This is a genomic window from Streptomyces resistomycificus, assembly GCF_001514265.1.
GTDB classification, from domain to species: domain Bacteria; phylum Actinomycetota; class Actinomycetes; order Streptomycetales; family Streptomycetaceae; genus Streptomyces; species Streptomyces resistomycificus.
On sequence record NZ_KQ948988.1, the window covers coordinates 1,002,022 to 1,015,064 of the forward strand.

The 13,043-nt window shown below is 70.7% G+C and carries 15 protein-coding genes, 1 tRNA gene and 2 pseudogenes; 9 read left to right on the plus strand and 9 right to left on the minus strand.

Translation table 11 applies throughout. The annotated features are described in order from the left end of the window. Positions 1 to 19 precede the first annotated feature (19 nt). From AQJ84_RS04230 to AQJ84_RS04255, 6 genes are all read left to right on the plus strand, one after another. Complete coding sequence (locus AQJ84_RS04230; RefSeq protein ID WP_030042294.1) at positions 20 to 1,222, plus strand: glycine C-acetyltransferase; 1,203 nt, start codon at positions 20 to 22, stop codon at positions 1,220 to 1,222. Positions 1,223 to 1,291: 69 nt separating this feature from the next. Next, positions 1,292 to 2,194 carry a LysR family transcriptional regulator gene (locus tag AQJ84_RS04235; RefSeq protein ID WP_053193335.1) on the plus strand — a complete coding sequence of 301 codons (903 nt, stop codon included), beginning with the start codon at positions 1,292 to 1,294 and terminating at the stop codon, positions 2,192 to 2,194. A 73-nt stretch (positions 2,195 to 2,267) separates the two neighbouring features. Then, complete coding sequence (locus tag AQJ84_RS04240; RefSeq protein ID WP_225889071.1) at positions 2,268 to 3,629, plus strand: B12-binding domain-containing radical SAM protein; 1,362 nt, start codon at positions 2,268 to 2,270, stop codon at positions 3,627 to 3,629. Between the two features lie 46 nt (positions 3,630 to 3,675). Continuing rightward, entirely contained in the window at positions 3,676 to 4,260 is a 585-nt protein-coding gene (locus AQJ84_RS04245) for a helix-turn-helix domain-containing protein (RefSeq protein ID WP_030042297.1), read from the plus strand. After that, positions 4,257 to 4,808: a GNAT family N-acetyltransferase gene (locus tag AQJ84_RS04250; protein ID WP_030042298.1), complete on the plus strand. Its 552-nt coding sequence runs from the start codon at positions 4,257 to 4,259 to the stop codon at positions 4,806 to 4,808. Before AQJ84_RS04245 ends, AQJ84_RS04250 begins: the two co-directional genes overlap by 4 nt. Before the next feature lie 30 nt (positions 4,809 to 4,838). Further along, positions 4,839 to 5,198 (plus strand): MmcQ/YjbR family DNA-binding protein, encoded by a 360-nt coding sequence (locus AQJ84_RS04255; RefSeq protein WP_030042299.1) that lies wholly within the window; start codon positions 4,839 to 4,841, stop codon positions 5,196 to 5,198. 135 nt (positions 5,199 to 5,333) lie between these two features. On the opposite strand, the gene AQJ84_RS04260 is transcribed toward AQJ84_RS04255, so the two are convergent. Both AQJ84_RS04260 and AQJ84_RS04265 read right to left on the minus strand, forming a co-directional pair. Beyond that, on the minus strand, positions 5,334 to 6,254 hold the full coding sequence (locus AQJ84_RS04260) for a transketolase family protein (RefSeq protein ID WP_030042300.1): 921 nt from the start codon (positions 6,252 to 6,254) through the stop codon (positions 5,334 to 5,336). A gap of 59 nt (positions 6,255 to 6,313) precedes the next feature. Beyond that, the gene (locus tag AQJ84_RS04265; RefSeq protein ID WP_053193337.1) at positions 6,314 to 7,021 is read right to left on the minus strand and encodes a thiamine pyrophosphate-dependent enzyme; all 708 of its coding nucleotides are present in this window, start codon (positions 7,019 to 7,021) and stop codon (positions 6,314 to 6,316) included. A gap of 124 nt (positions 7,022 to 7,145) precedes the next feature. On the opposite strand from AQJ84_RS04265, the gene AQJ84_RS04270 reads away from it, so the two are divergent. Together AQJ84_RS04270 and AQJ84_RS40500 are read left to right on the plus strand one after the other, a co-directional pair. After that, positions 7,146 to 7,219, plus strand: a tRNA-Pro gene (locus AQJ84_RS04270). A 178-nt stretch (positions 7,220 to 7,397) separates the two neighbouring features. Beyond that, positions 7,398 to 7,721, plus strand: coding sequence for a DUF2218 domain-containing protein (locus AQJ84_RS40500; RefSeq protein ID WP_078632145.1), 324 nt, complete (start codon positions 7,398 to 7,400; stop codon positions 7,719 to 7,721). Positions 7,722 to 7,833: 112 nt separating this feature from the next. On the opposite strand, the gene AQJ84_RS04280 is transcribed toward AQJ84_RS40500, so the two are convergent. After that, complete coding sequence (locus AQJ84_RS04280) at positions 7,834 to 8,136, minus strand: hypothetical protein (RefSeq protein WP_030042304.1); 303 nt, start codon at positions 8,134 to 8,136, stop codon at positions 7,834 to 7,836. A gap of 333 nt (positions 8,137 to 8,469) precedes the next feature. Between AQJ84_RS04280 and AQJ84_RS42875 the strand changes: the two genes are divergently transcribed. Continuing rightward, positions 8,470 to 9,069 carry a hypothetical protein gene (locus AQJ84_RS42875; RefSeq protein WP_157875031.1) on the plus strand — a complete coding sequence of 200 codons (600 nt, stop codon included), beginning with the start codon at positions 8,470 to 8,472 and terminating at the stop codon, positions 9,067 to 9,069. An 88-nt stretch (positions 9,070 to 9,157) separates the two neighbouring features. On the opposite strand, the pseudogene AQJ84_RS45220 reads toward AQJ84_RS42875, so the two are convergent. The 6 genes and pseudogenes from AQJ84_RS45220 to AQJ84_RS04305 form a co-directional block, all read right to left on the minus strand. Beyond that, positions 9,158 to 9,256: pseudogene (locus tag AQJ84_RS45220) on the minus strand (transposase); the annotation flags it as partial. Positions 9,257 to 9,438: 182 nt separating this feature from the next. After that, positions 9,439 to 10,164, minus strand: coding sequence for a serine/threonine-protein kinase (locus AQJ84_RS04290; RefSeq protein ID WP_030042306.1), 726 nt, complete (start codon positions 10,162 to 10,164; stop codon positions 9,439 to 9,441). A gap of 46 nt (positions 10,165 to 10,210) precedes the next feature. After that, a pseudogene (locus AQJ84_RS45050) lies at positions 10,211 to 10,393 on the minus strand (hypothetical protein); the annotation flags it as partial. Between the two features lie 435 nt (positions 10,394 to 10,828). Then, positions 10,829 to 11,224, minus strand: a complete 396-nt coding sequence (rbsD, locus tag AQJ84_RS04295; protein WP_030042307.1) for a D-ribose pyranase — start codon at positions 11,222 to 11,224, stop codon at positions 10,829 to 10,831. A 4-nt stretch (positions 11,225 to 11,228) separates the two neighbouring features. Continuing rightward, positions 11,229 to 12,200 (minus strand): ribokinase, encoded by a 972-nt coding sequence (locus tag AQJ84_RS04300; RefSeq protein WP_037803561.1) that lies wholly within the window; start codon positions 12,198 to 12,200, stop codon positions 11,229 to 11,231. Continuing rightward, positions 12,193 to 13,032 carry an ATP-binding cassette domain-containing protein gene (locus AQJ84_RS04305; protein WP_079022765.1) on the minus strand — a complete coding sequence of 280 codons (840 nt, stop codon included), beginning with the start codon at positions 13,030 to 13,032 and terminating at the stop codon, positions 12,193 to 12,195. The genes AQJ84_RS04300 and AQJ84_RS04305 overlap by 8 nt, the downstream gene beginning before the upstream one ends. Between the last annotated feature and the right edge of the window lie 11 nt (positions 13,033 to 13,043).

The following is a 13,043-nucleotide window of genomic DNA, read 5'->3' on the forward strand; positions in this document are numbered from 1 at the left end:
GCATTCCTAGGAGCTTTTGATGTTCGACTCCGTGCGCGACGACCTCCGCGCCACCCTCGACGAGATCCGCGCGGCCGGACTGCACAAGCCCGAGCGCGTCATCGGCACCCCGCAGTCCGCGACCGTGAACGTCACCGCGGGCGGTCGCCCCGGCGAGGTGCTCAACTTCTGTGCCAACAACTACCTCGGCCTCGCCGACCACCCCGAGGTGGTAGCCGCCGCCCACCAGGCCCTGGACCGCTGGGGCTACGGCATGGCGTCCGTGCGCTTCATCTGCGGCACGCAGGAGGTGCACAAGGAGCTGGAGGCGCGGCTGTCCGCCTTCCTCGGCCAGGAGGACACGATCCTCTACTCCTCCTGCTTCGACGCCAACGGGGGTGTGTTCGAGACGCTGCTGGGCCCCGAGGACGCGGTGATCTCGGACGCGCTGAACCACGCCTCCATCATCGACGGCATCCGTCTCTCCAAGGCCCGCCGCTTCCGCTACGCCAACCGTGATCTCGCCGACCTGGAACGCCAGTTGAAGGAATCCGCGGGAGCCCGGCGCAAGCTGATCGTCACCGACGGCGTCTTCTCCATGGACGGCTATGTGGCACCTCTGCGCGAGATCTGTGACCTCGCCGACCGCCACGACGCCATGGTCATGGTCGACGACTCCCACGCCGTCGGCTTCGTCGGCCCCGGCGGCCGCGGCACCCCCGAGCTGCACGGCGTCATGGACCGCGTCGACATCATCACCGGCACCCTGGGCAAGGCCCTCGGAGGCGCCTCCGGCGGCTACGTCGCCGCCCGCGCGGAGATCGTCGCCCTGCTCCGCCAGCGCTCCCGGCCGTACCTCTTCTCCAACACCCTCGCCCCGGTGATCGCCGCCGCCTCCCTGAAGGTTCTCGACCTGCTGGAAGCGGCGGACGACCTGCGGGTCCGGCTGGCCGAGAACACCGCCCTGTTCCGCCGCCGGATGACCGACGAGGGCTTCGACGTCCTGCCCGGTGAGCACGCCATCGCGCCCGTGATGATCGGCGACGCGGGGAAGGCGGGCCGGCTGGCCGAGCTGCTCCTGGAGCGCGGCGTGTACGTGATCGGCTTCTCGTACCCCGTCGTGCCGCAGGGGCAGGCCCGGATCCGGGTCCAGCTGTCCGCGGCGCACTCCACGGACGACGTGAACCGGGCGGTCGACGCGTTCGTGGCGGCGCGCGCGGAACTCGAGGGCATCGAGGGCTGACGGCGCGGAGGCCGGCGGTTCGGAGGCCGGCGGTTCGGACCGGCCGGACATATTGCGATAATCGTTCGCATGATCGAAGCGCGGCGGCTCCACATCCTCCGTGCGGTGGCAGACCACCGCACGGTGACCGCGGCTGCCGCCGCGCTGTACCTCACGCCCTCGGCGGTCTCACAGCAGCTGACCGCCTTGGAGCAGGAGACCGGTCACCGGCTGGTCGAGCGCGGCGCCAAGGGCGTACGGCTCACCCCGGCCGGTGAGATCCTGCTCAGCCACACCAACGCGGTCCTCGCCCAGCTGGAGCGGGCCGAGGCCGAGCTCGCCGCCTACCGCTCGGGCGCCGCCGGCACCGTGACCGTCGCCTCCTTCGCGACCGGCATCGCCCTGGTCGTGGCGCCCGCGGTGGGCCGCCTCGCCGTGACGGCGCCCGGCATCCGCATCCGCGTCCAGGACGCCGAGGGGGACGCCAGCCTGCCGATGGTCCTCGACCGGCAGGTCGACGTCGCCGTGGCCGTCGAGTACCGCGGCGCCCCGTCCGCCGACGACCCCCGGCTCACCCACGTGCCGCTGTACGCCGAGCCCTTCGACGCGGTCGTCCCGGTCACCCACCGCCTCGCCGACGCCGCCGAGGTCCCCCTCGCGGGGCTCGCCAAGGACCCGTGGATCGGCCCCTACCCCGGCAACCCCTGCCACGACGTGGTCGTCCTCGCCTGCGAGAGCGCCGGCTTCCAGCCCCGTCTCGAACACTCCTCGGACGACTTCCGCGCCGTCGTGGCCCTCGCCTCCGCCGACGCGGGCGTCGCGCTCGTGCCCCGCTCGGCGCTGATCGGCATGGACCTCACCGGTGTGGTGGTCCGCCCGGTCGACGGCGTGGCTCCCACCCGGCGGGTCTTCGCGGCCGTGCGACGGGGAGCGGCGGAGCACCCGCTGATCCGCCCGGTGCTGGACGCGCTCGGAGAGGCCGCACAGGGGTAGCGACCGCCGGGAACCGGCCACCGTCGGGAACCGGCCATCGTCCCCGGGTGTCTGGACTGACATGCGTGTGACGATGATTCTTCCGGCCCTGACCGAGGCGACCAGCCCGCTGTTCCGGCCCGTCAAGTACTCGCTGTTCCCGCCGCTCGGCCTCGCCACCCTGGCCGGCTACCTGGACCCCGACGACGAGGTCACGCTCCACGACGAACACGTGGAACGCCTCGACCTCGAAGCCCTCGCCACCCCCGACCTGCTGGTCGTGCAGCCGTACATCACCTCGGCCCGCCGCAGCTACGAGATAGCCGACCACTTCCGCGCCCGCGGCGTCCATGTCGTCATGGGCGGCCTGCACGTCACCTCGCTCCCCGACGAGGCCGCCGCCCACGCCGACACGATCTTCACCGGCCCCGGTGAGGACGTCTGGCCGCTGTTCCTCAAGGACTTCCGTGACGGCGCCCCCGCCCGCCGCTACGACTCGACGCTGCGCACCCTGGCCGGACTGCCGCCCGTCCGCCGTGACCTGATCAAGCGTCATCTCTATCTCGTGCCCAACTCCCTCGTGGTGTCACGGGGTTGCCCGCACCACTGCGACTTCTGCTACAAGGACGCCTTCTTCGAGGGCGGCAAGTCCTTCTACACCCAGACCGTCGACGACGCCCTCGCCGAGATCGACCGGCTGCCCGGCCGTCACCTCTACTTCCTCGACGACCATCTGCTCGGCAACAGACGCTTCGCCGAGGCCCTGTTCGACGGCATGAAGGGCATGGGGCGGCTGTGGCAGGCGGCCGGGACCGTCAACTCCGTCCTGAAACCGGACCTGTTGGAGCGTGCCGTCGAAGCGGGGCTGCGCAGTCTGTTCGTGGGCTTCGAGACGGTCAACGGCGCCAACCTCGCCGAGCGCCGCAAGAACCAGAACATCGGCACGGACTACGACGCGGCGGTCCGACGGCTGCACGACGCCGGGGTCATGGTCAACGCCAGCTTCGTCTTCGGTCTCGACCAGGACGGCCCCGACGTCTTCGACCGCACCGTGGAGTGGGCCGTCGGACAGGGCGTCGAGACGGCGACCTTCCACATCATGACGCCCTACCCCTCGACCGGGCTGTGGAAGCAGCTGGAGGCCGAGGACCGCATCGTGCACCGCGACTGGGACCTCTACGACACCCGTCATGTCGTCTACGAGCCCAGAGGAATGACGCCACGTCAGCTGGAGGAGGGCTACTGGCGGGCCTACCGCGACTTCTACCGCTGGTCCAACATCTGGCGAGGTGCCGCGGCACAGCCTGGACCGCACGAACGACTGCGGCACCTCGCCTACGCCGGCGGCTGGAAGAAGTTCGAGCCCGTCTGGGACCTGCTGATCCGCTCGAAGCGGGTGGTGCGGGCGCTGCCCGCGCTGGAGCGGACGCTGGCGGCCTTCGGTGGACGGGAGTGACCAGGGCCGTGGACGGACGTCTCGCATATGGGATAGCTTCCCGAATATGAAACACGATGTCACGGAGACCGGGCCGGACCCCGTGGACACCCGTCTCGGTGCCCGACTGGCCGAGCTGCGGGCCGCACACGGCTGGTCGCTGGGGGAGCTGGCGGAACGCAGCGGGGTGAGCAAGTCGACCCTGTCCAGGGCCGAACGGGCCGAGATCAGCCCCACGGCCGCGCTGCTCAACCGGCTGTGCGGCGTCTACGGGCGCACCATGTCCCAACTGCTCAGCGAGGTCGAGGCCGAGCCCGCCCTGCTCCTGCGGGCCGCCGACCAGCAGGTGTGGCAGGACCGGGCCTCCGGGTTCGTACGGCGGTCCGTGTCCCCGCCGCACGCCGGGCTGCGCGGCGAGCTCGTCGAGGGCCGCCTCGCCCCGGGCGCCGACATCGCCTACGACCGGCCGCCCGTACCCGGCCTGGAACAGCACATCTGGGTCCTCGAAGGAGAGCTTGAGGTGACGGCACAGGACACCGGGCACCGTCTCGACGCCGGGGACTGTCTGCGGCTGCGCGTCTGGGGGCCGACGAGGTTCCGCTGCGCGGGCCCCGAGCAGGTGCGGTACGTGCTGGCGGTGGTGCTGCCGTGATCGTGGACCGACTGGACGGGACCCAACTGCTCGACCGTGTCGACGCGTTGGCCGAACTGCTGGTGGACACCGTGGACGACGGGGCCTCGATCGGATTCCTCGCCCCGCTCGACCGGGACACCGCCGCCGAATGGTGGCGGGAGCGGGCGGAGGGCGTCGCCGCGGGACGGCTCGCGGTGTGGGCCGCGCACGACGGCGGCCGGACGCTCGGCACCGTGAGCCTGGCCTTCCCCGACAAGCCCAACAGCCGTCACCGCGCCGAACTGGTCAAGCTGATGGTGCACCGGCGGGCGCGCGGCCGTGGCCTCGGCCGCAGACTGCTGGCGACCGCCGAGTCCGCGGCCGCCGGGGCGGGCGTCTGGCTCCTCCATCTGGACACGGAGACCGACAGTCTCGCCGAACGCCTCTACACCACAGCGGGCTGGACCCGGGCCGGTGTCATCCCCGACTACGCGGCGGACCCGGCCGGGGTGCTGCGTCCGACCACGCTCTACTACAAGCGCGTTCAAGCGCCGGCGGGGAGCCGAGTCGGCGCTCTCACCAGGTGATTGTCAGTGGAAGCCACTACGGTGCCTGTCATGCCGGACGCCGAAGACGCACGAAGAATCGCCCTGTCCCTGCCGGACACCACGGAGAAGATCGCCTGGAGCATGCCCACGTTCCGGGTCGCGGGGAAGATGTTCGCCACGCTTCCCGAGGAGGAGACCTCCCTCGCGGTGCGCTGCCCCAAGGAGGAGCGCGACGAACTGGTGCTGGCCGAGCCGGCGAAGTTCTGGATCGCCGACCACGAGGCGCAGTTCGCCTGGGTGCGGGCCCGCCTCGCCGCGCTGGAGGACGAGGAGGAGCTGCGGGACATCCTCGCCGACTCCTGGCGCCAGGCGGCACCGCCCCGACTGCTCGACGCCCACCCGGAGTTGGGACTGCCGCCCGCGAAGTGACATCCCCTCGGGCGTTGTCAGTGCCGCGTGCCATGATCCGAAGTGAGCGTGGGAGCCGGGGTGGAGGGGGCCTCGGCTCCCACGGACACCTGAGAAGCCACAAGCCGGCAGGGCAGCCGACTCCTTCCGGGTGGGTCACGCCCGCCCGGCCACCACCCCACCCCCGACGAACCCGTCGATCCGCTCCCGCAGGGACCCGGCGTCGAGGCCGTGCGCGGCGACATGCTCCTCGACGCGGCCGTAACGCCGCAGCTCGCGACGGCCCACCCCGAGGCCCAGCACCCGGTGGGGGAGATCGGTGAGGGCGTCGCCCGCGGCCCCCGTCGAGGTGCCCGCCAGGTACGGCTCGACGAGCACGACGTCGGTACCGGCCGCCGCGGTGGCCCGGCGCAGCCCGGCCGCGTCGAAGGGCCGCACGGTCGTCGCGTACAGCACGGTCACGTCGAGGCCCGCGACAGCAGTGAGGACCGCGTCCAGCATCGGTCCGACGGCGACGACGACGCCGCGGCGGCCCTCGCGGACCGTGCGGAAGTGGGCACCGTCCACCGCGAGCGCTTCCCGGTTGGCCTGCACGGACAGCCGTACGTACACCTTGTCGTCGCCCGCGGCCACCGCGTGCCGCAGGAGTGTCTCGGCCTCGTCCGGATGGCCCGGCACATGCACGGTCCAGCCGTCGAGGGTGTCGAGCAGGGCCACGTCCCCGGGAGCCATGTGGGTGTACCCGCCCGCGGGCCAGTCGAAGGAGGCGGCTGCGCTCACCAGCACGGCCCCGACGTCCTGGTGTCCGAGGTCCAGCTTGACCTGCTCGAAGGGCCGCTCGACGAGAAAGCTGGCGAAGGTGTGCACGACGGGCCGCAGCCCCGTCAGGGCCATTCCCGCGGCCGCCCCGACGAGGAGCTGCTCGCGGATCCCGACGTTGACGACCCGGTCGGGGTGCCGTCGGTACGCCTCGGTGAAGGCGTCCTTTCCGATCTCGGCGAGGACGACCGCGACCCGCGGATCCTCGTCGAGCAGGCGGGAGACGACGGGGGCGAGACGGTCACGCATGGTGTCCATGGAGGTGGGGGCCTTTCCGGAGGCGTCGGGCACGGACGAGAAACAGGAGACGGTGGACGTCAGACGGACTTCGGCTCGACCCGGGCCACCACCACGTGCGGCCGGCCCGGGTGCGGGGCGGTGCAGGCGGCGTACAGCGCCTCGTGGTCCCGGCCGTCGACCGTGACCGCGGACCAGCCGGCTGCCTCGAAGCGGGCGGCGATGCCGCCGGGCAGGGCGTGGCTGGCGGAGGAGTTGTCGATCACCACGGTGTGCAGGCGTTCGAGCCCGGCGGGCCCGGCGAAGGCGATCGCCTCGTGGTTGCTGCCCTCGTCCAGCTCGGCGTCCCCGACCAGCACCCACACCCGGGGCTCGTCCAGGCCCTGGGCGCGCAGCCCCAGAGCCGTGCCCACGGCGATCGGCAGCCCGTGCCCCAGGGAGCCGCTGCCGATCTCGGCCCCCGGGACGAGCACCCGGTCGGGGTGGTGCCCGAGCGGTGAGTCGTACGAGCCGAAGCCCGGCAGCCAGTCCACCGGGACGAAGCCCTTGGCGGCCAGCACCGCGTAGTACGCCATCGGGCCGTGTCCCTTGGACAGCAGGAACCTGTCCCGCCCGGGGTCGTCCGGCCGCTCGGGCCCCACCCGCAGCACCCGGTCGTACAGGACCCACAGCACGTCCAGCGTGGACGTCGCCGCCGGCCCGTGCTTCTCGTCGCCCGTCATCAGCCCCATGAGCCGGGGCAGGTCGGTGTACCCGTGGGCCCGACCGCGTTCCTCGGTGATCGTCATGTGGACGATCGTGCAACCTCGAGCAAGGTTGAGGTCAAGTGAAAGGGGTGCGCGACCACCGGCCTGAGTGCGGTATGGTTTCCATGCGCGTTCGGCCAGGGGAAACCCCAGGTCAGACGGCCACCGGGACGTGGCGCAGCTTGGTAGCGCACTTGACTGGGGGTCAAGGGGTCGCAGGTTCAAATCCTGTCGTCCCGACGGTGCGAAGGGTCTTCGCAGGCAGTTGCCTGTGAGGGCCCTTTTCGTATGGGACGACTTCGTACGGGCCGACCACCGACAACTTTGCGAAGTGCGGCAGGTGGGAAGGGGTCCTGCCGGCCCACCTCTGCGGCACCATCGAGAGGTTCGCCGCACACGTGATCCCGTGGAGTACGCCATGCCCCGTTCCGAAGCCCGCGTCAGCACCGACCGGCCGCACCGCTACGCCAAGCAGCTCGCCTCCCATCTGGGCCGGCGCAGCGAGACCAGCTGGGACGAGCAGTCCGGCCAGGGCCGGCTGCGCTTCCAGGACGGCACCGGCTCGCTCACCGCCGTCGACGGCGCCCTGTTGCTCTCCGTGGAGTCGGAGGCCGAGTACGTCTCGGCGACCAGCCAGGCAAAGAACTCGTTTCTCGCCTCAAGCGGCTCGTGCAGCGCGGTGGCCTCCAGCATTGCCGCGGCCTTGAGCCAGTCACTCGCGTACACATCGCGGCCCATGTAGTGCGCTTGGGCGCGGGCGCAGACGGCATCCAGTACCCCCAGGTCGAGACAGTCTGGGTCTCCGGGGAGGTTCTGGGCGATCTGTAGGAGTTCTTGCGGGGTGAGGAATCGGGTCACGCGGCGTGACCGTGCTGCTGGATCTCGTGCAGGTCGCGGCTGCCCATGGGAGCGGGGTCGGGCCACTCAGCGGTGCGGGGGTCGACTGGGGGTGAGTCCTGGGCAGTGAAGACGTCGGCGAGCTGCGCGACGCGGTCGCGGGTCTTCCCCAGCGCCTTGATGAAAGGGTCGGCGGCGGCAGCGAGGGCCGCGTCACGGACGAAGGCCTCGGGCGACTTGCCGACGAGTTGGGCGGCCTGCTGGACGCGCGCGTATTCCTCTGGGTCGAAGGCTGACACCTGGGGTCCGTTCTGGTCCATACGAGCGACGGTACCAGCGGGCCCGCCCTCAGGCCGAGGGTCTGTCCTGACTGGCGCTGGCGGGTGGGCTTGGGTCCGGCCCGCGGGCGGTCAGTGACAACTGGGGGCGTGCTGCCACCCACGACCGCCGGAAGCTGCTGCGAACAGCATTGTCAGTGCTGGACGGCAGTATGGCGGGCATGGAAATCCAAGTTGCGGTGAGCTTGTCCGGCCGAGACCTAGGGGCGTGTCGGTCGTACGTTCTTGTCTCCTTCGGATCCGCCTCGGGCAGACCTAGGCGCGTGTCCCAGGCGGAGGAGAGGTAGCGCCGTGGGGAGGTCCAGCTTCTGGTGCGTGATCGCGCTGCGTGATGAGGAGGTAGCGACGCTTGCGCCAATAGCGGTGCCGGCAATTGAGGCCGTAGCCGCGAGGGTGTCGGCGCAGCAGGCGTGGGCGCAGTGGGAGAGCGACGTGGCCCGCTATGGCGGCGCGGTGCCGGTCTGGGAGGGCAGGTGGTACTACTCCGTGGAAGCGTCCCGCTTGTACGAGCTAGTCAATGACTCTCCGCTCGACGCTCTGGAAGCCGCGTGCGAACTACACGTTCTTGATTGGTGGGATCGGTACGACGACGCCGTCGAGCCGTTTTTCGCGGGAGCTCGAAAAGACAATCCGGTCGCTGCTCTCTTCCATGCCGTGGGCCCACAGCGGGCTCGAGCGCTACCAGGCTGGGCGGGTGATGCGCTACTGACGTCGGCCGAGGTGAGCCGTAGCCTGCCCGCAGTGGAGAGGGCACTGGATCTGGCGGGAGCCGAGCGGGAGCAGGTCCTCGCCCGGATCGAGGACTGGCTGGCCGACGGCGAGGACCCCGCTGCACTGCTTGATGGGCTGCTGCGCGTCTGGCAGCAGACCGAAGCGGCGGGGCTGGGGCTCTTTTCGAGCCGTATCTGGCACTGACGCAACACTGTGGGCTTACCGGGACGGCGGGCTTCGTCATCTGTCTCATGCGACGGCTCACATCGGCACCAGCTGGCACTCCTACGCCCCGCCTCCGCCCCAGTATGATCTCCGGTTCGAAGGAGCCGTCGCGGCCGCAGGGCACGGTTGTCTCTACTGGGCCGACCTCGGTCAGGACGGTCTTGGAGCTCGGTGTCGCCCGGATCGGAGCAACCACGGACCCTGACACTCTCAGCATCCGAATGCTCGGCAGCCTCAGAAGCACCAGCCTGCAGGCTTGGCCGTCTCACCGTCACCGATCCCATACCCTCGTAACCGTTCTGAACGACGGCATCGGCCTTGCCCGCGCCTACAGTTGCGGTCTTCTCCTCATCCGCTGACGGCCTGCGCCATGCGCTGCACCATCCATGGCAGGGCGGGGCCGACCCGCCGACGAACTGGACCCGTCACCCTCAAGTCAAATGATCGAAGAATCCGGAAGTGGGCCGCGCTGCCAGGGTGGTCGCCCAGGGCAGCCGCCATGAGGACTGCGGCCTCGCCGCGCAGGGTGAGCAGCCATGCGGCGATCACGTCCCGGGGCCGGTACTGGTCCCATATGCCGTCCCATACGCACATGGCGCGCGCCGCCTCGTCCATGAGGTCCCAGGAGCCGGCTGCCGCGGCGAAGGCGGCGACCCGCTGGAGCCAGAGGATGGCGCGGTAGGCCTCGGGGTGCGAGATGCGACGCTGCTGGCCCGCCGCATGAGAGCTCAGGGCTTCGATGAGCAGTTCCGCCTCGGCTGGCAGACGTACCAGTCCTTCGGCCGTGGTCTCGGGCTTGAGTTGAGTGAGGACCCCGACGTAGAGGGCCTGGTCCTCAGGATGGTCGGCGGTGAAGGACAGGAAGGTCTCAACGGGCCCAGGGTGACCGCTGTGGGCAGCGGCCAGCAAGGACTCGCCACGTGCTGCCGGAGTCAGCACCGGGCCGGCGAGCTTGTCCTGTATCAGCTTGCGCAGGTCAGCGGCTGTCTGGGGGCGACTGTGCGGGTCGCGGGCGGTCGCCGCGCGGACGATGTCCCTCCACGGCCCCGCAGCGGGCAGGAGCTGCTGCGTCATGGCGGGGACGTCTCCCGTCAGCGCCTAGGAGATGGCGCGACCAACGTCATATATGTCCGCCGCCGGGGGGGGGGGCTTCGTGCGCGTTGATGAGCAATTCCGGCGCTGCAAAGCCGTCGGTGCCGACTTCTGCCCGAGTGCGGTCGGATGTGGTCTGTCCACGAGGACGGCGTACGACGCCCCAGTCGCCGAGTCTCCACCGACCGTCAAACCGCAAGATATTGGAGGGTTTAACATCGCGACTGCATCCAGCCCCCGGCGTGGGAGTCGTGTGCGACCTCGAGCACGTTGAGGAGTGCTTGCACCAGTTCCCTTAGCCGTGAGGGTTTTTGGAGCTGGTCGGGGCGGTCTTCGGCGGTGCATTCCGCCGACGGCATGACCAGCCATCCCTCGACCGGGTTGGCGTCGAGGATTGGCTGGTAGTTCGGGGTGGGAGTTGAGGTCTTGGGCGACTTCGATTTCGCGCCGCATACGTGCTGCTGGCGTCTCCCGCCAGGAGACAGTTGCCGTGACCAACTATGAAGCTCACGCTGCGCCGGAACGGGCGCAAGCTCGGGCCAGGCGGGGCTGCGTCGTGAACTGCACAGCGACGACAACCAGAACGCCGCCCCGACCACACGGTTCTCCTCCCTCCAGGTCCGGCTGCCCGTCACGCAGGCGGCTGTCACGGGGTGAAGGGGACCCCCGCGCGGAGGAGCACGTTGGCGTAGAAGGTGTCCTCGCCCGTCCGTACGGCGAACTTGACGTCCCGGACCCTGGCCTTGAACTCGTCGTGGTCGATGGGTTCGGGGTCGAGCCCGAAGGAGCGCAGGCCGGTGTGGACGGTGGGGTTGACCTCGCGGATCTTGTCGGTCACCCAGCTGTGCTCGACGACGATCTCGTTGAGCACGGTCTGGACGACGTCCAGGAACGGGGATTGGCCGTACCGGTAGCCGAGATCCACGACGGGGGTGTCGGGTGCCAGGGGGAGCCCGGCGTCGCTGATCACGAAGGTGTCGGTGTGGCGGAGACCGGCGATCAGCCCGGCCAGCTCGCGGTGGATGATGCCCTTGCGCTGCACGGGTTCAGTCCGTTTCGGTAGGGGGAGTGGTGGGGGCGAGGGCGCGCAGCGCGGCCAGGCCGGCGTACTGCTGGGGCGCACCCGAGACCCGTACGGCCAGGGAGCCCGCGGCGATGCCGAGGCGTGCGGCGTCCAGGAGCGAGTCACCGGCGGCGAGCCGGGCGGCGAGCACTCCGGCGAAGGCGTCACCGGCGCCCGTGGTGTCCACGACGGTCGCGGGGACGGCCGGGAGCGCCGTGGAGACGCCGTCGGCGTCGGTGACGATGGCGCCCGCCTCGCCCAGGGTGGTGACCACGGCCTTGGCACCCCGGGCGCGCAGCGCGTCGTGCGCCTTCCGTACGGACGCTTCGTCCGGCGTGACCTCAGCATCTTTGTCTGTCGCCAACTGGCCTGACACCACCGCCTGTTCGTGCTCGTTCACGATGAGCACGTCACAGCGGGCGATCAGGTCGTCGGGGAGTTCGGCGGCGGGGGCGGCGTTGAGGAGGAACCGTCCCCGGCAGGCGTCCGCCGCGCGGCGGACGACGTCCAGCGGGATCTCCAACTGGGCCAGTACGACGGCTGCTTGAGCCCCGAGGCCCTCGGTGGGGTCGCCCTCGGAGGGCCACTGGTGGTTGGCGCCGGCGACCACCACGATGGTGTTGTCGCCGGCCGCCGTGGTGATCCACGCGGTACCGGTCTCGGCGCCGGGCACCGTGGTCACCGCCTCGACGTCCACTCCGCCGGCGACCAGCCGGGCACGGGCCCGGTCCGCCTCGGTGTCCTCGCCCACCCGGGCGATCATCGCCGTACGAACGCCTCCGGAGGCCGCCGCGGCCGCCTGGTTGGCGCCCTTGCCACCGAGGGTGACGTACGCGGTACGGCCGAGGAGGGTCTCGCCGGGGGAGGGGAAGGCGTCGGCGACGACGACGTGGTCGATGTTCACCGAGCCGATCACCACGACCTGGGGTGACGTACCCGGCACGGCCTCAGGCATGCGCGTCCCCTTGCACGGCCCCGGTGATCAGCCCGACCAGCTCGTCACCCGTGGTGGCGGAGATGGTCCGCCGCGCGGCGGTCTGGCCTCGGCGCAGTACGTACGCGGTGTCGGCGACCCGGAGCACCTGCGCCATGTCGTGGCTGATCAGCAGCACGGTCACCGACGCCTCGCGGAGCCGGGCGATGAGCTCCTCCACGGCCGCCGTCTCCCGGACGCCCAGCGCTGCGGTCGGCTCGTCCATGATGACCAGGGTGCGGCCCCAGTTGGCCGCGCGGGCGATGGCGATGCACTGCCGCTGACCGCCCGACATCCGCCGCACGGTGGCCCGTACGTTCGGCACGTTCACGTCCAGCCGGGACAGGATGTCGCTGCTCTGGGCGATCATGGACTTCTTGTCCAGCACCCGGAACGGGCCGAAGCCGCTGGTCAGCTCGTGGTTGAGGTAGAGGTTCTGCCAGACCGGGAGGTCTTCGATGAGGCCGAGGGTCTGGTACACCGTCTCGATGCCCAACTGCCGGGCGTCGTCGGGGGAGTGGAACCGGACCTGCTCGCCCCGGAAGCGGATCTCGCCCGCGTCCTGCGGGTGCACACCGGTCAGACAGCGCACCAGCGTGGACTTGCCCGCGCCGTTGTCGCCGAGGAGCGCGGTGACCTCGCCGGGGGCCAGCTTCAGGTCCACGCCCTGGAGCGCCTGGACCGCGCCGAAGGACTTGCGCAGCCCGGTGATCTCCACGAGCGGCGAGACGACCTGACTGGCCGAGGCGCCGCTCTGGGTGGCGGCGGGGGCGGCGGAGGATGTGCCCGTCATACGGGCCGGAGTGTCCGTCATGGCTGGCTTCT